The following is an 18,944-nucleotide window of genomic DNA, read 5'->3' as shown; positions in this document are numbered from 1 at the left end:
CCACATCCTACGGACATGGAGAACGTTGTTTCTTTGCCTAACGGGTAGAGATCGGTCTACGGCGCAACTTTCGGTTAGCCGCTATGCACTTTGGAGAGGGCACGACTACCGGTTTGCGCTTTGGCAATTCCCTTTGAATATCAAGAAGGTCCTCCTCATGACCAGAACCAAAATTGTCGCAGTCGCAGGCCTAATCGCGGCACTCTCAACCTCTGCCGCACTGGCGGACACCGTTTACACCGTTGGCCCGAAGAACATCTTCGAAGGCGTCTACAGCGCCGACCAAGCCAGCCGTGGCAAGCAGATCTATATGGATAGCTGCGCGAACTGCCATGGTTCCAAGGGTGGTGGCGGCCCAGCTGCTCCTCCGCTGACCGGTAGCGCACTTGATTACAAGGCGGGCGGTACGCTTGCCGACGTCATGGACTTCATGATCATGGCGATGCCGCCTGAAGCTCCAGGCAAGCTGCGGAACAAGGAATACTCGGACGTTCTCGCTTTCATGCTTGAGTTGCATGGCGCACCAGCAGGCGAAACTGAGCTGCCGTACAAGATCAAGGAACTGGGTGACTTCGAAATCATCGAAACCCCAGCTGACCTCCCACCTCCAGCTCCTAAGGCTGAAGGCGAAGAGGAAGAAGAAGAGGTCAAGGTACCGTTTAACGACGGGCACTAAGCCACTCTCAAAACACCTATTTCGACATCGCTCCGCTGACGCATTCGCGCCAGCGGCAGGGATTTGTCGACCACGATTCTTCAAAAGAGGATGGTACCTATGAAGATCAATCGCCTACTGATGGCAACGGTCGCTTCGCTCGCTCTGGCGAGTGCTCCGGCATTTGCTGACAAACTCGCTGACCTGAAGCCGGTCACCGATGCCGACCTGCAGAACGTAGCTCCAGGCAACTGGCTCGCTTATGGTCGTGACGTATCCAACTTTGGTTACTCCCCTCTCGAACAGATCAATGCTGACAACGTTAAGTCCCTGACTCAGGTTTGGGCACGCGGCATTGAATCCGGCCAGACCCAGACTGCACCACTGGTGTATGACGGCGTTATGTTCATCGCGACCCCAGGCGAAGTCATGCAGGCGCTCGACGCCGTGACCGGCGACCTGCTGTGGGAATACCGCCACCGTATGGAAGCTGAGCCAGAAGAGCTCAACTCCATCACCCGTGACCGTAAGCGCGGCATCGCCATCTATGGCGAGAACGTTTACTACGCCACTTGGGACAACCACCTCGTCGCTCTCGACATGCGTACTGGTCAGGTTGCATTCGACATCGACCGTGGCCAGGGCGATGAAGGCATCTCCAACTCCTCCGGTCCAATCATCGCTAACGGCGTGATCGTTCTCGGTTCTTCCTGCCAGTACTCGGGCTTTGGTTGCTACGTAACCGGCCACGATGCGAAGACCGGTGAAGAACTGTGGCGCAACTACTTCATCCCGAAGCCAGGTGAAGAAGGCGACGACACCTGGGGTGGTTCGGCTTACGAATCCCGCTGGATGACCGGCGCTTGGGGCCAGATGACCTATGATCCGGTCAACGACCTCGTTTACTACGGCTCGACCTCGACCGGCCCTGCGTCTGAAGTTCAGCGCGGCACCATCGGCGGCACCCAGTACGGCACCAACACCCGCTTTGCTGTTAAGCCATCGACCGGTGAAATCGTTTGGCGTCACCAGACCCTGCCCCGCGACAACTGGGATCAGGAATGCACCTTCGAGATGGTCGTTGATACCCTCAACGTCAATCCAAGCGCAGACATGGAAACCCTCCAGGCGATCAACACCTCGGCTGCAACCGGCGAACGCCGCGTGCTGACCGGCGTGCCATGTAAGACTGGTACCGTTTGGCAGTTCGACGCAGTCACCGGCGAGTTCATCTACGCTCGTGACACCGCGTTCCAGAACATGATCGACAACATCGACGAAACCGGTCTCGTGACCGTCAACGAAGACGTCGTTCACAAGGAAGGTGGCGACTCCGTTTACCACTGCCCAACCTTCCTCGGTGGCCGTGACCAGCCGCGTACTGCGTACAACCCAACCTCTAAGGTTATGTTCGTACCGCTGACCAACGCGTGCCAGACCATGACCCCACGTCCGGATGCTCCAATTCCGGTCAACTCGTACAACCAGACTTCGACCTACTCCCTGCCAGAAGGCATGGACAAGGCTGGCCGTATCGACGCGATCAACATGGAAACCGGTGAAACTGTTTGGCGCTACGAGCAGGATTCGGTGAACTACGCATCGCTCCTGACCACTGCTGGCGACCTGCTCTTCTCCGGTGGCGCTGACCGCTACCTGAAGGCCATCAGCCAGACCACTGGTGATCTGGTTTGGAAGACCCGTCTCGCTGCTTCGGCAATGGGCGTTCCAGTCTCCTACGAAGTCGACGGCAAGCAGTATGTTGCAATCGTCACCGGCAACCCGGCTTACGGTTCGACCCTCGAAACCCGTCTGAACGAAAAGCCAACTGACATGAGTGCACTCGGCGCTTCGATCCACGTCTTCGCTCTTCCGCAGGAATAATCCTCCCAGATCGGCGCGGCTCACCCCGCGCCGATCGCCCTCAAGAACGTTCGGCCTAATGCACTATTTTTCTCTATCGCTGCGGTCTGCTCGCAAGTTTGCCAGCCGTTGCATCTGCTTGGCCGCCGTAATCAGCAGCGCATTCCTCGCAACCAGCGCTCCGTCCCTTGCCCAACTCGATATTGTCTCGCGTGATCTCTACACCGAGCGTACGCGCAACGAGGGCAATCTCATCTCCTTCTGCCTGCGCCCCTTTGGCCCCATCGCAGCCTTCGAAGCCGAGCTCGCCGAGCAGATCGGCAAGATGCTCCTCACCGAAGTGCGCACCTATACACTCAACCCGCGCAGCTTCCCGGTTCGCCCCTCGATTTTCGATTATTATTTCGGCCTCACCGACGATCAGATGTTCATCATGATGGCGCAGAATTGCGACGTCGTTCTGGGCATGCACCTGTCCGCGGCCTCGCCGGAATGGCTGCGTCTGTCGCGCCCCTACATCTCTGCCAATGTTATCGGCATCACGCGCGATCCCGCGCTAAAGTCGCTCGAAGACCTCGGTCCCAACATTCGCTTGGGAGTGCACGGTCAAGCTTCAGGCGACGCTGCCCTTGTGAGCTACTTCAACACGCAAGCGAAGGGCACGACGCCAGAACGCGTCAGCTTCCGCTCCAATCAGGATCTCTTCGCGGCGCTCAGTTCCGATCAAGTCGACGCCGCCCTGATATGGGAAGGCGCGCTTATGGCCGGCACCGACGGCAACCCCGAGGGCTATTATCCCATGGCCCGCCTGCCCTTCCCAGTTGATCCCATCGGCGTCAGCGCCGCCGTTCGCATTGAAGATCGTTTTCTGGGTGTCCTCATCGATGAAGCGCTGAACGCGCTCGACGAGAACGGTACGCTGGTGGAAATGGGCCTCCGTCACAAAGTTCTCTGGAGCGAAGCGCGATGATCTCGCTCCTATGGGAACTCCACCCGACCCGCATACTCTACGACGCCAGTGCTGGTGTCGTCGTCCTCGCCCTGCATGGCCTGTTCTTGGCGCTGGCAGCCAAGTGGCTGGGCGATCGTGGACCGAGCTACGATGGGCGCCTCACTGCTGATCCGAGCGTTCATATCGACATTTACGCCTTGGTTGGTGTGGTCGTGACCGGCTTTGGCTGGGTCAAGCCCATGGACATTCGGCCCAATGACATCAAAGGCCGCCTCTTCGGCATTGCGGCCGCTGCGCTATTCGCCATTGCCGCAACCTTCGCACTCGGCCGACTGGCCATGGCCAATCGCGGCACCCTCATTGCCATCACCCCGCCCGATTTACTGCAGTTTGCGGAAGCCTGGCTTTTCTCCTTCACCCGCCTCTCAGATCGCATCGCTGGTTTTAATCTCCTGCCGCTCTTCGCTCTGACCGCTGCGCACATCGTGCAGCCCTATCTGCCCGCCCGCCTGCGTCTGCCCACCACCTGGCTTTCCGCACTGACGCTCGCTCTGGCCTTTGCGATCAAACTTTGGGTGTGGCGATGAACGCGTCAGCCGACCCAATTCTCCAGCCCCTCGTCCAAGGTCGGTCGAGGCTCAAGCTGCGCTTGTTTGCAGCGGCCTGCATTGGTGCAACCTCTGCAATGTCGATCGTTTTGGCGGTCGATACGGGTCTACGCCTGCTCGGTCAGCAAGGCCTGTCGCCGCTCAACCAATTCATGAGCGCAGCAGCCTTTGCTGGTATAGGCCTCGGCGTTGTTCTGTCGTCCGATTGGCGCCGCCTCGCCAACCCGCAGCACCTCGCTCTCGCCATCGACCGCAAAAGCGATATGCGCCTGGGGTACGCCACAGCGCTCGAAGCCTATTCGCGCGATGAGTCGAGTTCAGTCGCTAAGGCATTGATTGATAACGCCAGAGCTGCATCATCTGGTTTGGACCAAGCCAAGCTCTGGCCCTATTTCACCAAGACCGTTCAGGTGTTTTTGGCCGTAAATTTGCTCGTCGGCGGTCTTGCATTAGCCCTTCAAAACACCGTCCTCACGCCGTCCCTCCAGCCTGTTGTCGAGACGTCCGAGCGTTCTGCCGACGACATTCGCGACAGCGCGCAGTCCCTTGCTGATCAGCTCAAGCGCGAAGCCATTGGCCGAAATGAACCCATTCTCGAAGCGCTCGCCCGCGCCATCGAAGAGCGTGTTGCCAATGCCAGCGAGGAGACCTCCAGCGAAGAGCTTGAGGCTGAGCTTGACGCCTTGATCGATCAAGCAAAGTCCGCTTTCGGTGACACGCCACCGAGTTGGCTCAACAACAATCGTATCACGGGCAAACCGCAAGACGGCACAGCAGGCGCGACCATCACCGGTGGCCCGCGCAATGCGCCCGAGCAGGCTGGCGACGATACTTTCGCGATCAATCTGGATGATCTCGAAAGCGCGCGCCGCCAGCGCCAGCTCAACATTATGGAAGCCAATGGCGAACAGTTGGACGAAACCGAAGCTTTTGGCGAGATCACCGAAGGCGACAACAAGCCGATGAGCGGCGCTATGTCGATGCAAAAGCTTGAACCCAAGCAGTTGCAGATCGCGGCTCGTGAAGCGGTCGGCGCATCGGCGGATTCTGGCAAGGGACCAGCCGATCAAGCCGGTGGTGGCAGCAGCGATCTGTTGGGCGAAAGCTTTGCCCTTGGCGCCAACGGAGCAGAAGATTTCTCCCTGCCCCAGTCGACACAGGAAACAGGCCGTCGCATTCGTATCAGCCTGCCCCCTTCTGAGTCAGAACAAGGACTTGCAGGTGCCGGTTCAGGTGAAGCCGGAGCGACAGTCAGCGCCCATGCGCCTGTCCCGGTCACCCGGTCAACCATCAGCGCCAGCCACCGATCTACCTTGTCGCGTTATTTCGAGAAGGTGTCGGAATGAACTCTCTCCCTAGACTATCCGGGACCATTACGTCGTGACCCCAGGCATTCTCGCTCCCGCGATGCTCCTCCTTCTCGCGCTTGGCGCACTGATCATATGGCTGCACAGCACCCAGCCTGTGCGTCGCATCGTGCCCAGCATGCAAATTTGGCTCTCCCTGCCAGACATGGCGGGCGTGTCCAAGCGTCGCCGCCGCCTGCCCAAGCCTTCGGCCCTGCTGTTCTTGCAACTGGCAGCCTTCGCCGCACTCGTCCTGGCGCTCGCGCAGCCTTTCCTCGGCGCGCGTCCGGCTGACCATTTAGTGGTCGTTCTCGATGGCTCCGCCGAGATGAATGTCTCGACCGATGGCGTGCGCACATTCGACAAGGCCCGTGCCGATCTAGAGTCGAGCTTACGTGCGCGCAACGGCGCAGCGCCTCAGCGTGTCTCCATCATTCTCTCGGGTCCCGCGCCGCAATTGCTGGCGGCACGCCATCCTTATGAACCCGAAATGGCAGCGCCCCTCGTCGCTGCCACCTTGCCAAGTGATGGTCCCGCAAACACCGCGCAAGTTCTGGACCTCATTCGCCAAACCCTCCTCCCCAATGAGACGGTGGAAGGCCTCTATATCGGTGCGCACCTGCCCCAGGCGCTTCGTTCGGATGAAGCCTTGCCAAGCTTTGAGCACACGCCAATCACGCTTCCAGCCCTCGCGCCGCGTCTTGATCTGCGTCTATCGCCCACACCAGACGGTAAGTGGCGCATTCAGGGCGGCGCAACCGCGGCAGCCACAGTAGAAGAAGCGCGCCTCGAAATTGGCTTCACCAGCCTCGTTGACATTGGCGAACATCAACCCCTTCCGTGGACCAGTTTCCGTCTCAAGTTTGTCGATGGCGTTTCGTCAATCGACGAAACCATCACCCTCAAGGATCTGGGCCTGATCACCGTCAGCGTCTCAGCCGAAGATACACAACCTTGGGCGGGCTCGACCCACTACACGCTAACCACGAGCTCAGTGCCGCAGCGTGTTCTCTATGTTGCCGAGCCGACCAGCGCCGATCAGCCGCTCATTCGCGCATTGCTGGCGCAAGACAATGTTGAGGTTTTCAAAACCTCAGAGCTGCCGTCGGGCCTCAGCGAGTTTGCTCTCGTCGTGGTCGATAATCTCACACTTCCAAATGCGCCCGCCGCGCACACAATCTGGCTTGGCTCTGCCGGAGTTGCTGAAATCAGCGACGCCACTGCCGCAGCACATGACGCTGATTACTGGCACCCGGTACATCCCCTCACCCGTGGGCTGGATTGGCATATTCCCGACTATGCTCAGGTGTCCACGCGTTCGCTCCCGGCTGGTGCCGAAGTCTTGGTTGCCGGCAATACCCTTCCGCTCCTCGCAACAATCGAGCGAGAAACCTATCGCGATCTCTTCGTCCGTTTTGACCCGCGCACAGTTGACTGGAAGGGCTCAGATGTTCTGCCGCTCCTTTCGGGCCAGATCACCGATTGGCTTGGCCTCGCCGGCATGCCGCTGCTCAACTGTCAGGTCGGTTTGACCTGTGGCGCACAGCTTGGGTCGTACACCTCCGTAACGGGCGCGGAGCCGTTCTCGGTCTCAGCCGCTGCATTCATCCCAAGCAACGCTGGCGTCTTCACCTCCGAGACTGGCCAGTTCATTGCCATAAACGCCGCTCCGAGCCGCGCACCAGCAGTTTCCGCTGAAAATGTTGACCCAAATTCTGGGTCGGCTCCCTTGGCATTGATGCCTTGGCTGATCCTACTCGCCTTGGCCCTCATGGCTGCCGATGCAGCCCTCCGCTATCGCAAAAGCGGCCGACGCTCGCTGACCGCTCTCATACCCATGGCTCTGCTGGGTGCTGCAGTGATCGGCGTCGCTTTGCCTTTGCCATTCGTGCGCAGTGTTGCTGTGACCATCGCTCCTCAGGGCGCGGCGTCAGTGCCGGGCACCACGACAATTGCTGCCGGGCCAGTTCCGCGCTTAGCGTCATCAGATACCTCCGCACAGCCCGCCACGCGCGTAACTCATTTGGGCCCTGCTCTCGCCCTCGCTGAAGCGCTCGTTCCGCCCCATCAACACGCAGCGATCACCATCAGCGCACCGATCCGCACCGAGATGTCGGCAAGCAACAGCTCTGCCTTATCCGGTCGGACCGCCATCACCCACACTGATGCCTCAGTGCCAGAAACACAGCAGCCTGAACTCGTAGCGATCGCCGTCCCCGCCGACGCCAAGCCCGGCGATCGCATTGTGCTAACGGCTCTCGTCAGCACTCCCGTGGAACTCCCCGCGGAAGTTTCCTTCCATGCCAACGGCACCCAGCTTGCCGCAGAAAACATCGCCCTCTTGCCGGGCATGAACCGGATTGAGACTGAACTCCCTCCGCTGGCATTGGGCGAAACTCTCTTTACGGTCAACGTCTCCACCGAGCGCGGCTTCGCCAGCAAAATGTCGGCGATCACCACGGCCCGTGCCGGTCGCCCTATTCTTGTCCTCGCGCCTGCCCTCTCGCACGGCGAGGCCTTTGCCGAAATGGCGCTGCCCGGCCACACGGAAGCGGACGTCGCCGTACTCGACCCGGCTTCAGCACCGGACTATCTGCGCGGTTGGCTGAACTATGACGCCGTGGTTCTCGTGAACATGCCTGCGCGCGCGATTACCTCCCGCGAAGCTGGTCTGGTTGAAACAGCAGTCTCCGAACACGGCCTTGGCCTCATCGCCCTAGGCGGCAACAAGGCCTTTGGACCCGGCGGCTATTACGCCACGCCATTTGAGAACCTCTCCCCTCTTTCGGCCCGCGTCCCCCGCGAAGCGCCAGAGGTGACAATGGTGTTTGTGCTCGACCGTTCAGGCAGCATGAACCAGACCGTTGGTAGTGGCACGCGCCTTGAACTCGCACGGCAGGCAACAGCTGGCGCAATTGAGCTGCTCAATCCGGCCAGCCAGGTCGGCATTGTGGTCTTCGACACCGAAGCCCGGGTCATTCTCCCGCTCACTGCTGCAAGCGAGAGCGATGCCATTCGCGCAGCCCTCGCCGAGGTCGATACCGGCGGCGGCACTGCCATCGTGCCCGGTCTCGAAGCTGGCTGGGGTCTGCTTCAAAATTCCGAAGCGCAAGCGCGCCACATGATTGTCATGTCCGATGGTCTTAGCCTTCCCGGCGATTTCGCTGGGATCGCTGGCCAAATGCGCGACCAAGGCATTACCGTGTCGGCCGTCGCTGTCGGCACCGAAGCCGATACCCGTGCCGTCATCGAAATCGCGCAAGCGGGTGGCGGTTCGGTCCACGCCTCCGACGACTTCGCAAGTTTACCCTCCATCCTCTCGCAAGAGGCTATGCTGCTGTCCTCGCCCGTACGTGAGGGCGTTGAACAGCCGCGCGTTAAACAGCTCAGCGCCGATCTGATGCGCGGCTTGTCCGCGACCCCGCCGAGTATCTCTGGCTTGGTGCTCACCACCGAAAAGCCGGAAGCACTCGTCAGCATGACCTCGACCAATGCCGAGGGCGAAGAAGCGCCCCTCATGGCCAGTTGGCGTTATGGCAATGGTTCCGTTCTCGCTTTTGCCAGTGACGCCACCGGTGAATGGACCCGGAACTGGCGAAATGACGCCACCATAGGCCCCTTCTGGGCCCATGTTTTGCGCCAGATACGCCCAATAGTGCCGGCCAGCGGCCCATTTTTGGCCATTCGAGGCCAAGGCGAAACCATTGCGCTTACGCTCGACGTTTTGGACGATGAAGGCGCGCCACGATTTGGTCTCGCCCCCATCGCCGAAGTGACCTTCGCCGATGGAGCGGTCCAACACATCGCTTTGCAAGAAACTGCGCCCGGCACCTATACGGCCAATATTCTCACCGAGAAAACCGGCCGCATTCACGCCCGCGTCGCTATCGCCCCGCCGAAGCGTCTCGGCGCGGCCGCACGCGATGCCTCTGATTTAATTGCAGAATCTGCCACCTTCATCAATCGAGCCTACTGGGCAGAGCCAATTTCAGACGTCGCGCCACGCTTTGTTGGCGGCATCGAAAAAGCCCCCGAAGGCATGGCCCTGCGCCTTGTCCCCGGCCTCACGACGCCTTGGACTGCCCTGGCGCTCCTCGCCTTCCTCATCACCCTATTCTTCTACATGCGTCCCCCGCGCCCCCGCGCCAAGGCCGGTATGCAAGCCCCCACCAATCAAGGACTGGCATCGTGACCGCTCACGCCCCAATTGCTTCAGATATTGAAACGCTCCGCACTGCCCTCAGCGCTGCACGCAGTGAGATTGCCAAGGCCGTGCGCGGTCAGGACGAGACCATTTTGCTAACCCTGATCGGCATTATCTCAGGCGGCCACGTTCTCCTTGAAGGTCCTCCGGGAACCGGGAAAACTCTTCTCGTTCAAAGCCTTCACGCTGCAACCGGGCTCGATTTCGCGCGCATTCAGTTCACACCTGACCTTATGCCCGCCGACATCACTGGCGGCATGACACTGGTTGAAGACGAGACCGGCCGCCCCCGCGTCGACTACCAGAAGGGCCCGATTTTCACCCAGCTCCTGTTGGCCGACGAAATCAACCGCGCCACCCCACGCACCCAGTCCGCCTTGCTCGAAGCGATGCAGGACGGGGCCATTTCTCACAATGGCCGAACCGAACAGCTGCCGCAGCCATTCACAGTTCTCGCGACCCAAAACCCGATTGAAATGGAAGGGACTTACACCCTCCCCGAGGCGCAGGTTGACCGCTTCATGCTGCGCATTGAGGTCAAATACCCGAGCCCGGAAAGTCTCGCTGAAATCCTCATTGCCACCACCGGCACCGAGAAGCCAAAGCTACAAGCTGTTCTAACGCCTGAGCAAATTCTTATCCTGCGTGCGCTGGTCCGCGACATGCCAGTTCACTCCTCCATCCCGCTGGCCGTCGCCAAACTCGCGACAGCAACCCAGCCGGGCAGCCCCGATAGCGATGCCGAAGCCAATCGCATTCTGCGCTATGGCATCAGCCCACGTGGGGCCCAGTCAATGCTCCTCGGGGCGAAGGCCCACGCTTTCCTCGCCGGTCGCAACCACGTTGCCGTAGAGGACCTCCGTGCTGTCATGGGCCCGACCGTGCTCCATCGCCTCCACGCTCGCTTTGAAGCCAAGGCAGATCCGCTGGCCGTGACCAAGCTGCTCAACCGCCTCTTTGACAAACATCTCGGTTCGATTTCATGAGCTTAGAGGCAAATCAAGCGCAGGCGGCACTCACGCCTGCATTGATGGATCAGCTTTCAGCAATGCACATCGTAGCGGGCTCTTCACGGGCCACGCGCGGTGTTGGCGAGCGTCAATCAAAAACGAGCGGCGCGGGCATGGAGTTTGCCGAATACCGCGCCTATCGCGCTGGTGATGATCTGCGCCATGTTGATCCGCGCAGCCTAGCCCTTGGCGCGCCGCTGACCCGTAGCTATGTGCAACGTCGTCAGCTCCTTGTTACCATTGTTCTCGACCTAACCCCTTCTATGGTCAGCGTTCCTGCGAAGGCTCGCCTTGCCTCAGCCCTGGCATCAGCCCTCGGTTTTGTCGCGCTAGTCGGTCAAGATCGCGTTCAAATACTCGTCTTAGAGGGCGACAATTCGATCCGTCGCTCCCCCGTTTGGCAGGGCCGCAGCCGAGCACCAGAGCTGTTCGCATTCGCGCAAACAGACCTAAGGCCAGTCCACGACCGTGAAGTCGGCGAACCAAGGCCAGCGCTGTCTAGCCTTGCCCAAAGCATTGAATCTCTTCGTGCAACGGCCGATGCAGGCTCGGTCTGCATCGTGCTTTCAGATTTCTGGGAACCCGGCGCGGCGCAGAGTTTGGGCAGTTTGGCAGCCACTCCAGCGAGTATAGCCGCCCTTCAAATACTTAGCGCTGTCGAGCGTGATCCCGGTGCCTATGGCGAAGGCGTTCACCGCTTTGTCGACGCAGAAACGGGGCATGAGCGCGACATAACCATCGACGAAACAATGCTTAGCCAATACAGGCAAGCCCTTGATACATTGCAGCTATCGCTCCGCACCGCGGTAAACCCACGCAATATTTTCCTCACTCTGCATGCCGAGGACAGTCTCAGCACACTGTGTTTTGAGACCTTGCCTCAAGCAGGAGTCATCGCATGACCCAATCTTCGTCAGCGCCCGTCAGTGATAACGCCGCTATTGTTGTGGACGGCATCTCCCAGCGCTATGGCCGCACCCTGGCTTTGGACAATGTCAGCCTCACCGTTCCTAACGGTAGCCTCTTTGCCCTGATCGGCCCCAATGGCGCAGGCAAGTCGACGCTCATCGATATTGTCTCGACCATTCGCAAGCCAGTTGCCGGGCGTGCTGTCGTCGCGGGGATCGACGTGGCACGGCACCCGCGCGACGTGCGTCGCCGGATTGGCGTTATATTTCAGAACTCTACGCTGGACACACGACTGTCGGTTTTCGACAACCTCGACTTTCACGCGCGCGTTCACGCCATGGGGCGTTCCGAACGCAATCGCCGCATTGATGAAATGCTCGAACTCGTCCGCTTGGAAGAATGGCGCAAAGCGCCCGTACGCGCCCTTTCCGCGGGTATGAAGCGCCGCCTCGAGATCGCTCGCGGCCTGCTCCACGACCCAGAAATTCTCTTTATGGATGAACCCACTGTTGGTCTCGACCCCCAGTCCCGCGCCAATATCTGGCAGCACCTCACGGACTTGCGTGAGCAGACCGGACTGACGGTTGTCGTCACCACGCACTACATCGACGAAGTGGCAGAAGCCGACGACGTCTGTGTCATCGACCGTGGCAAAATCCTCGTTGAGGGCACGCCGGCAGATCTAAAAGCCAAGCATGGCACGACGCTCTTGCGGTTGCAGCCGGAAGGCAGCGCTGGCCGCCAAGCTATTGTTTCTGCTCACCCCGACGCCATGACAATGCCCGACGGCCAGATGCTCGTACGCTTCGCCTCTCTACCTGAAGCTGAGGCTGCGCTTGCCGCCCTGCGTGGCAAAGTTGCGCTGGCTACCCTTGAACCGCCAAGCCTCGAAAGTGTCTTCCTCAGCCTCACCGGCCGCGCTTTGCGCGAAGAAGCACCGAACTCTGGACGCGGCAAGCCCGCTGGCAAAGGAGCTCGCAAATGAGCCAGAAAACCCCAACTCCGCGCGCGCGCCGTCAGTACAATCCTTCGGCCTTGCGCAATATGTGGGACATCGCTTGCGGTGTGCAGGTCATTTGGTGGCGCGAAGTAAAGCGCTCACTCACCGATCGCGGACAGCTGATCGGTGGCGTCTCTCGGCCGCTCCTCTGGGTGCTTATTCTCGGCGTTGGCCTCAACCCGTTCTTCCGGGGCGAAGTCATGGGCGACGTTAAGTTCATCGTCCCCTTCACCTATTTGCAGTACATCTTTCCCGGCGTGATCGTCCTCAACATCCTCTACACCTCCATCCAATCGGCGGTTTCGTTAATCTGGGATCGTGAGTTTGGCTTCCTGCGTGAAGTTCTCGTCTCGCCGCTGCCGCGCAATTTCATCCTTTTGGGCAAAGTCTTAGGCGGAGCCACCACAGCTGTGGTTCACGGCATGCTGGTTTTGGCCGTAGCGCGCTTTGCCAATATCCACATCAGCTTGGAGGACTTCATTGCCGCCTTGGGACTGATGTTCGTCATCTCCTTTGGCATGACATCGCTTGGCATCGTCATTGCCAACCATGTGAAAGGGTTTGAGGGCTTTGGCGTGTTTTCAAACGCGCTCGTGCTCCCGCTCTACTTCACCTCGTCCTCGGTGTTTCCGCTTGATCCGGCTCTTACTCGTGCTCAGACGTTGGTCGTCTATCCGCGCTGGCTCGTGGCGCTGGTTGAAGCCAATCCGATTACGTATGCTGTCGATAGCTTACGCGGCATCCTCATCGGCTTTCACTCCTTCCCCCTTATGCTGGGCTGGCAGGTCGCGGGCGGCATGGCTATCGTTCTCTTTCTCGTCGCCATGTACGAATTCCGCAAGGTATAGGCGATGATCTCTCTTCGCCCCCTCGTACCGCTCACAGTGTCTTTCGCCATTCTGTTCGGCGTTAGCTTTCTGCCGTCCGACGAGTCTTGGTCTGAAATTCATCAGGCTGAACGCCTCACCGTTTGCGCCCCGCGTGAGATGGGCCCCCTTGTCACGCGCGACCGCGAGAAGCCGGGCTTTGAGATCGAGCTGCTCCGGGAAGCGGCCAATCGGATGGGTCTCACCATCACGGTGACACAGAACGCGGCGATGAACCGGGAATACAATCCGACCAACTGGCGGATTTCGCGCGCCAACTGCCGCGTTATTGTTGGCGGCATCCGCGATAATGTTTGGAGCAGAAGCCTTTTAGAGCTAACCGCCCCTTACCTTTTGAGCGAATGGACATGGGTTCACAAAGGCGAGGCAGCGTGGCCACCCGAGAGCGTTGCTTTCGCACCGGGCACCTTCGCGCTGGATCGCGTCGCGCTGGCTCAAAGCCTTATTCGGGACGGTGTCGACGCTCTGCCAATGCAAAACGTCGAGGACTTAGTCGAAGCTTTCACCCAAGGCGAAATCAGCTCTGCAATCACCGAAAGCACGATCGCGGCCGCCCATTTTGACACGAGCGAGTTCAGCCTCAGCCCCGTCCCAAACGGTCCCGCGGCCACAGGGCTGAGCTTCGGTTTCTGGAAGGGTGACACAACCCTACGCCGTCAAATGGACGCAACACTTGCTGACCTCAAGGCAGATGGCACGGTTGCAAAACTGGCGGAGAACTACGGTCTGACAGTCCGATAACGGACGAACGGAATACGTTACCTACACCGTCAAAGGGGTTAGTCGCCATTTGACGGATTGGCCAGGCTCACGACCGAGTCACGATCGACAGAGCCACGGCCAAAAACCTGCGTTATCAGTTTTCTGAGGGACACAAAGGGTAGGTAATAGCTGGCCATCCTCACCGAAGTATGGCCGCGCAGAAGGGACGTGCGTCTGGAGCGGCGCGCGTCTCTTTTGTTTTAGCGGCAAGCCCGCGCCAGAGTTGCCAGCCAATACGTATCAGTCTATCTGATATACATTCGCCGATCTGGGCCACGAGGACCTGATGAGCCGCAATTTTCTAGTGGTTGACCCGGAAGAAGGCCAAGACATCATCAGAGGCTTAGCCTCCCCTATTCGCGTCAAAATCTTGAAACTTTTGCGGACCGAAGGCCCACTCAATGGCAACGACATTGCCGACCACTTGGGCCTACCGCAATCGACCGTCTCCACAAATGTGCAAATCTTAGAGGCCGCAGGCCTCTTGCGGCTCGAAACGCAAAAGGCACGGAAGGGCAATCAAAAGATCTGCCACTCCACTTTTGACGAGATCCTCGTCATGTTCAACGAGGACAAAAGTGACAAGCGTGACAGCGTCATAGAAGTGTCCATGCCCTTGGGGCTTTACACCAGTTGTGAGGTCACGGCGCCATGCGGATTGTGTTCTACGGAAAGCATCATTGGGCTCTTGGACGTGCCAGACACATTCCTCGACCCCGACCGCATGAAGGCCGGACTGATATGGTTCACGCGCGGCTATCTAGAATACCAATTTCCCAATAATGCCCGCCTCTCCAAAACAACCGTAGAAACCCTAGAGTTCGCAATCGAGCTTAGCTCCGAGGTGCCAGGCACATCCGCCGATTGGCCAAGCGACATTACCCTTTCGATCAATGGCATCGAAATCGGCACTTGGATGTCGACTGGCGACTATGGCGACAAACGAGGCGTCTACACGCCCGACTGGTGGAAGCTTAAGGGCAGCCAATATGGCAAGCTGAAAAGCTGGCGCGTGACAGCCGCCGGCACTTACGTTGACGGGATGAAAATCTCGCCGGTGTCGATGGCCGACCTTGATTTGGACACGCACCACTCGATCCGCTTACGCATCGCGGTCAAAGACGACGCCAAGCATCCCGGCGGCATCAATATTTTTGGCAAGGGTTTTGGCAATTACGATCAGGACATTGTGCTCAGATTGCACGTCGCCTCGTAACTCCACCACCGGCCCAAGAAACACCATTACCTGTCGCGGTAGACAAGTCGTCCAGCACGCGTGACCGACGCACCACTTTGGCCAAAGCTCATTTTGCCATTCACCATGACCAGTTCGATGCCAACCGATTGTTGGACTGGCTTTTCGTATGTCGCCAAATCCGCAATGGCGTCCGGGCGGAATGCGACGAGGTCGGCAAAGCAACCGGCTTTGAGCTGACCGCGCCGCGTCAGCCCGAAGACCTTTGCAGTCTTGCCCGTCATCTTGTGGACCGCAGTCTCCAGATCGAACAAATTCTCGTCTCGTGCATAGTGCCCCAGTACGCGCGGGAATGTTCCCCACAAACGCGGATGCGGATGGACGTCATGCGGTAAACCGTCCGAACCGATCATCGAGAGCGGCGAGGCGAGGACACGCCGCACATCGGCTTCATCCATCTGAAAGTAAATCGCACCTGCAGGTTGCAGCTTCGCGGCAGCGGAACTCAGGTCGAGGCCCCACTCTGCGGCAATGTCGATAAGGTAACGACCCGTCATTTCCGGATGCGGCCCGGACCACGAGATCATGATCGGATATGTATCGGTGATCAGATCCGCGCGCAGATTGGTCGAGCCAGCCGCATAGGGGTAAACGTCGATATTAATCGTCTGATCTTGGGCCAATCGCGTAATCTTGGGCAGTGTCTGCTGCGATCGCCCCCAGTTCTCGACCCCCGCACATTTATGATGCGAGATGACCAATGCTGTACCCGCCGCTTTAGCGGTGTCAGCAGACTCATCGATGCTCTCTAGAACATGCTCGAATTCGTCGCGCATGTGGGTCGCGTAGACACCGCTGTGTCGCGCAACATAGCGCCCCAACCGGGATACCTCGTCAGCATCTGCTGCTGCATTTGTGGGATAGAACAGGCCTGTCGACCACCCCACTGCCCCATTTTCCATTGCCTCGGATAGCAATGCACCCATGCGCTCGATCTCGCTGTCGCTCGCCTTCGCGTTAACGTCAGCCATCACCGCCAATCGCAGGGCTGAATGGCCGACCAGTGCAGCGACGTTTACAGCGGGTACAACCTCGGCCACCGCCCGCGCGTAAGAGGCGAAGGTGACGAATTCATAGGAACGATTGCCACCCAAAAGGTTCATCGGCGGTGGAGGATCGCCCTTAAAAGTCACGGGAGCGAGGGAAACACCACAGTTTCCAACGACAACGGTGGTCACACCTTGGCTGATTTTTGGCAGCATTTCCGGCGCATCGAGCACGATGCGGTCATCATGGGTATGAGAGTCGATAAAACCAGGTGCGAGTGCTAGCCCTTCCAGATCGACTTCATTGCGTCCCGTCTGGCTAATTGACCCGACCGGCCCCACTGCAGAAATCGTGTCGCCAACGATTGCCAACTCCCCGTGATAGGACGCTCCTCCCTTGCCATCGATGATGCGCGCGTTCCGGAACACCCAATCGGGCGTATTGTTGCTGGCCAAGGTCATGGGATCACTCGTGCGGTTTGATGGTCTTCATCAAGATCGTTGGGTCAGTGGATGGCGCGGGAATGGCTATGCCAATGCTGGCGACCGTGTATCGAACGCGCCGCAAGATTTCGCGCGCCTGAGCGCCTCGCTCTGAGGCGACACCTGCGGCAATCGTATCGATCACCATCATGTGGGCGTATCTGGAAGGCGTTGGCGCGAGGACGTTTTCGTCCTCTGCGATAACGATTGGAATGAGGATCGTGGCGCCCTCTGCCACGGGCGTATCAGGTCGGGTCAACGCAATTGTCGTCGCGCCGAAAGACGACGCAATTTGAACGGCTTCTGCCACCGCTTTCGACCGCCCGCTGTTCGAAATGGCGATTACCACATCACCCTTGCTCAGGGTCGCTGCCGACATGCGTTGCTGATGCCCGTCGATATAGGCCGACACAGGCAAGCCAATACGGAACAGCCGCAGTTTTGCGTCCTCGACCAGGCTCGCCGAGCCCCCGCCTTGCCCGTAAATATCCACGCGACGCGCATTGGATAGTGCTGCGATAGCGCGGGTTACGGCGTCAGTATCGAGCCCATTCAGCGCATCTCGCATGGCGTTGATCGCACGCGACATGATCGATTGCGCAAGCTGCCCTGCATCATCGTCAAACTGGCGGTCTGGCTGCAAATAGGCGGCGGCGACGGTCAAGGTCGTGGCGAGGTTGATCTTAAAATCGGCAAAGGAAGCGCTACCGATAGACCGGCAGAAACGCGTCACGGTAGGCTGACTGACATCCGCCGCTTTGGCGAGTTCAGCGATGGTCATTCGCGTCGTGGCTTCGAAGTCGACGCGCACGGCTTTAAGAACCTGCTGCTCGGCTGGGGACAGCTCGCCCTCCACGCGCTGCATGCGCGAGACGATATCAATGACATCCGACTGAACAACATTCGCCGACTTAGCAGTCATACGGCCAAACACCTCTTCACTGTTATGAAATTGAATTACAGCCTTCCGACTTTTAAGCAAGAAATTTTTGAAACAGGAAGCTTGAGTGGTCAGAGCCATCACTAACACGCTTGAGAAATTTCAACATTTTCGGTTTCAGACAGCCGATTTAGCCCGAAAATCGCCACTATGATGCGACTAAAGTATAATACGCTGGATCATGAAATTCTGTTTCAGTCAGGTCAGGAGAACGTGTGCTCTGCCAGAGGAGGCGAGCATGCTTTACACGACAGCTTGCTGAGGGAGGACGCTGCGTGACTAATGCAGCAGGGGCGATATCTGACGCCCATATGCCAGCCAAAATGAGAATATCGCAGGCAACGAAAATCTATCAAACGAAGTCAGGGGGCGTACATGCCCTGGACAATGTTTCGATAGACGTTCGAGAAGGGGAATTCCTGTGTCTGCTCGGACCGTCGGGCTGCGGCAAGTCTACCTTGCTCTGGTCCATGGCCGGCTTGCACGGCCTCACCAGCGGCGAGATCCGCCTCGGCTCTGACGTTATTACCAAGCCTCATCCTGAAATCGCTATGATCTTTCAAGAAGCCAATTTGCTGCCTTGGCGCAATTTGGGCAGCAATATCGAATTGCCCTTTGAGATCAAAAAGCAGCCCCCCAATCGGGAGCTGATTAAAAAGCTACTCAAGCGTGTTGGCCTCGAAGGTTTTGAGAACAAATATCCGCGCGAACTCTCCGGCGGCATGCAACAGCGTGCATCAATCGTTCGCAGCTTGGCCGTCGACCCATCAGTCCTCTTAATGGACGAACCATTCGGCGCACTCGATGCCTTCACGCGCGACGAGATGAACCTTCTCATTCAAGAGATTTGGATGGAGACGGGCAAGACGATCATTTTCATTACCCACTCCATCGCTGAAGCGGTTTTCCTGGCGGACCGGATCGTTGTCATGTCCGCCCGCCCAGGGCGCATCTCCAATATTGTTGATGTCGACTTGCCGCGCCCTCGCCCGGTGAAGCTCCAGACAACCCCCGAATTTCTCGAACGGGTCGAAGCCATCAAGGGCATGATCGACCACCGTCCGGCCACCTGAGCGCGCAAGGA

15 protein-coding genes are annotated in these 18,944 nt (G+C 58.8%); 13 read left to right on the top strand and 2 right to left on the bottom strand.

Features of this window, described 5'->3' with window-relative positions; all coding sequences use genetic code 11:
* Positions 1 to 157: 157 nt before the first annotated feature.
* The 12 genes from H4N61_RS05695 (at position 158) to H4N61_RS05640 (ending at position 15,412) form a co-directional block, all read left to right on the top strand.
* On the top strand, positions 158 to 676 hold the full coding sequence (locus H4N61_RS05695; RefSeq protein ID WP_169196316.1) for a cytochrome c: 519 nt from the start codon (positions 158 to 160) through the stop codon (positions 674 to 676).
* Between the two features lie 99 nt (positions 677 to 775).
* Complete coding sequence (locus H4N61_RS05690) at positions 776 to 2,539, top strand: PQQ-binding-like beta-propeller repeat protein (RefSeq protein WP_169196315.1); 1,764 nt, start codon at positions 776 to 778, stop codon at positions 2,537 to 2,539.
* A 58-nt stretch (positions 2,540 to 2,597) separates the two neighbouring features.
* A complete protein-coding gene (locus H4N61_RS05685; protein ID WP_169196314.1) occupies positions 2,598 to 3,488 on the top strand; it encodes a transporter substrate-binding domain-containing protein in 891 nt (296 codons plus the stop codon).
* A complete protein-coding gene (locus H4N61_RS05680) occupies positions 3,485 to 4,057 on the top strand; it encodes a hypothetical protein (protein WP_182395353.1) in 573 nt (190 codons plus the stop codon). Before H4N61_RS05685 ends, H4N61_RS05680 begins: the two co-directional genes overlap by 4 nt.
* The gene (locus H4N61_RS05675; RefSeq protein WP_169196312.1) at positions 4,054 to 5,424 is read left to right on the top strand and encodes a hypothetical protein; all 1,371 of its coding nucleotides are present in this window, start codon (positions 4,054 to 4,056) and stop codon (positions 5,422 to 5,424) included. Before H4N61_RS05680 ends, H4N61_RS05675 begins: the two co-directional genes overlap by 4 nt.
* A gap of 34 nt (positions 5,425 to 5,458) precedes the next feature.
* Positions 5,459 to 9,616: a VWA domain-containing protein gene (locus tag H4N61_RS05670; RefSeq protein WP_169196311.1), complete on the top strand. Its 4,158-nt coding sequence runs from the start codon at positions 5,459 to 5,461 to the stop codon at positions 9,614 to 9,616.
* Positions 9,613 to 10,614: a MoxR family ATPase gene (locus H4N61_RS05665; protein ID WP_248306569.1), complete on the top strand. Its 1,002-nt coding sequence runs from the start codon at positions 9,613 to 9,615 to the stop codon at positions 10,612 to 10,614. Before H4N61_RS05670 ends, H4N61_RS05665 begins: the two co-directional genes overlap by 4 nt.
* Positions 10,611 to 11,540 carry a DUF58 domain-containing protein gene (locus H4N61_RS05660; protein WP_169196310.1) on the top strand — a complete coding sequence of 310 codons (930 nt, stop codon included), beginning with the start codon at positions 10,611 to 10,613 and terminating at the stop codon, positions 11,538 to 11,540. The genes H4N61_RS05665 and H4N61_RS05660 overlap by 4 nt, the downstream gene beginning before the upstream one ends.
* Positions 11,537 to 12,532 (top strand): ABC transporter ATP-binding protein, encoded by a 996-nt coding sequence (locus H4N61_RS05655; RefSeq protein ID WP_169196309.1) that lies wholly within the window; start codon positions 11,537 to 11,539, stop codon positions 12,530 to 12,532. Before H4N61_RS05660 ends, H4N61_RS05655 begins: the two co-directional genes overlap by 4 nt.
* Positions 12,529 to 13,395: an ABC transporter permease gene (locus H4N61_RS05650; protein ID WP_248306066.1), complete on the top strand. Its 867-nt coding sequence runs from the start codon at positions 12,529 to 12,531 to the stop codon at positions 13,393 to 13,395. The genes H4N61_RS05655 and H4N61_RS05650 overlap by 4 nt, the downstream gene beginning before the upstream one ends.
* Positions 13,396 to 13,398: 3 nt before the next feature.
* On the top strand, positions 13,399 to 14,175 hold the full coding sequence (locus H4N61_RS05645) for a transporter substrate-binding domain-containing protein (protein WP_169196308.1): 777 nt from the start codon (positions 13,399 to 13,401) through the stop codon (positions 14,173 to 14,175).
* Positions 14,176 to 14,482: 307 nt separating this feature from the next.
* Complete coding sequence (locus tag H4N61_RS05640; protein ID WP_169196307.1) at positions 14,483 to 15,412, top strand: helix-turn-helix domain-containing protein; 930 nt, start codon at positions 14,483 to 14,485, stop codon at positions 15,410 to 15,412.
* 26 nt (positions 15,413 to 15,438) lie between these two features.
* Here the strand turns inward: H4N61_RS05640 and H4N61_RS05635 are convergent, their stop codons facing one another.
* Entirely contained in the window at positions 15,439 to 16,899 is a 1,461-nt protein-coding gene (locus H4N61_RS05635) for a D-aminoacylase (RefSeq protein ID WP_169196306.1), read from the bottom strand.
* A 4-nt stretch (positions 16,900 to 16,903) separates the two neighbouring features.
* Positions 16,904 to 17,842 carry a MurR/RpiR family transcriptional regulator gene (locus H4N61_RS05630; RefSeq protein ID WP_169196305.1) on the bottom strand — a complete coding sequence of 313 codons (939 nt, stop codon included), beginning with the start codon at positions 17,840 to 17,842 and terminating at the stop codon, positions 16,904 to 16,906.
* Between the two features lie 293 nt (positions 17,843 to 18,135).
* Here H4N61_RS05630 and H4N61_RS05625 point away from each other — a divergent pair, with 293 nt between their 5' ends.
* Positions 18,136 to 18,933 carry an ABC transporter ATP-binding protein gene (locus H4N61_RS05625; protein WP_248306568.1) on the top strand — a complete coding sequence of 266 codons (798 nt, stop codon included), beginning with the start codon at positions 18,136 to 18,138 and terminating at the stop codon, positions 18,931 to 18,933.
* Positions 18,934 to 18,944 lie beyond the last annotated feature (11 nt).

This window comes from Devosia sp. MC521 (assembly GCF_014127105.1).
Classification (GTDB): domain Bacteria; phylum Pseudomonadota; class Alphaproteobacteria; order Rhizobiales; family Devosiaceae; genus Devosia.
Note: the sequence above shows the minus strand (reverse complement) of the source record. Positions and strands in the feature narration are given on the sequence as shown.

Bases quoted from the DNA above. Each gene is read 5' to 3' on its own strand.
- H4N61_RS05660 (WP_169196310.1), top strand. From the start codon at position 10,611: ATGAGCTTAGAGGCAAATCAAGCGCAGGCGGCACTCACGCCTGCATTG.
- H4N61_RS05630 (WP_169196305.1), bottom strand. From the start codon at position 17,842: ATGACTGCTAAGTCGGCGAATGTTGTTCAGTCGGATGTCATTGATATC.
- H4N61_RS05635 (WP_169196306.1), bottom strand. From the start codon at position 16,899: ATGACCTTGGCCAGCAACAATACGCCCGATTGGGTGTTCCGGAACGCG.
- H4N61_RS05685 (WP_169196314.1), top strand. From the start codon at position 2,598: ATGCACTATTTTTCTCTATCGCTGCGGTCTGCTCGCAAGTTTGCCAGC.
- H4N61_RS05675 (WP_169196312.1), top strand. From the start codon at position 4,054: ATGAACGCGTCAGCCGACCCAATTCTCCAGCCCCTCGTCCAAGGTCGG.
- H4N61_RS05690 (WP_169196315.1), top strand. From the start codon at position 776: ATGAAGATCAATCGCCTACTGATGGCAACGGTCGCTTCGCTCGCTCTG.
- H4N61_RS05655 (WP_169196309.1), top strand. From the start codon at position 11,537: ATGACCCAATCTTCGTCAGCGCCCGTCAGTGATAACGCCGCTATTGTT.
- H4N61_RS05695 (WP_169196316.1), top strand. From the start codon at position 158: ATGACCAGAACCAAAATTGTCGCAGTCGCAGGCCTAATCGCGGCACTC.
- H4N61_RS05640 (WP_169196307.1), top strand. From the start codon at position 14,483: ATGAGCCGCAATTTTCTAGTGGTTGACCCGGAAGAAGGCCAAGACATC.
- H4N61_RS05645 (WP_169196308.1), top strand. From the start codon at position 13,399: ATGATCTCTCTTCGCCCCCTCGTACCGCTCACAGTGTCTTTCGCCATT.
- H4N61_RS05650 (WP_248306066.1), top strand. From the start codon at position 12,529: ATGAGCCAGAAAACCCCAACTCCGCGCGCGCGCCGTCAGTACAATCCT.
- H4N61_RS05680 (WP_182395353.1), top strand. From the start codon at position 3,485: ATGATCTCGCTCCTATGGGAACTCCACCCGACCCGCATACTCTACGAC.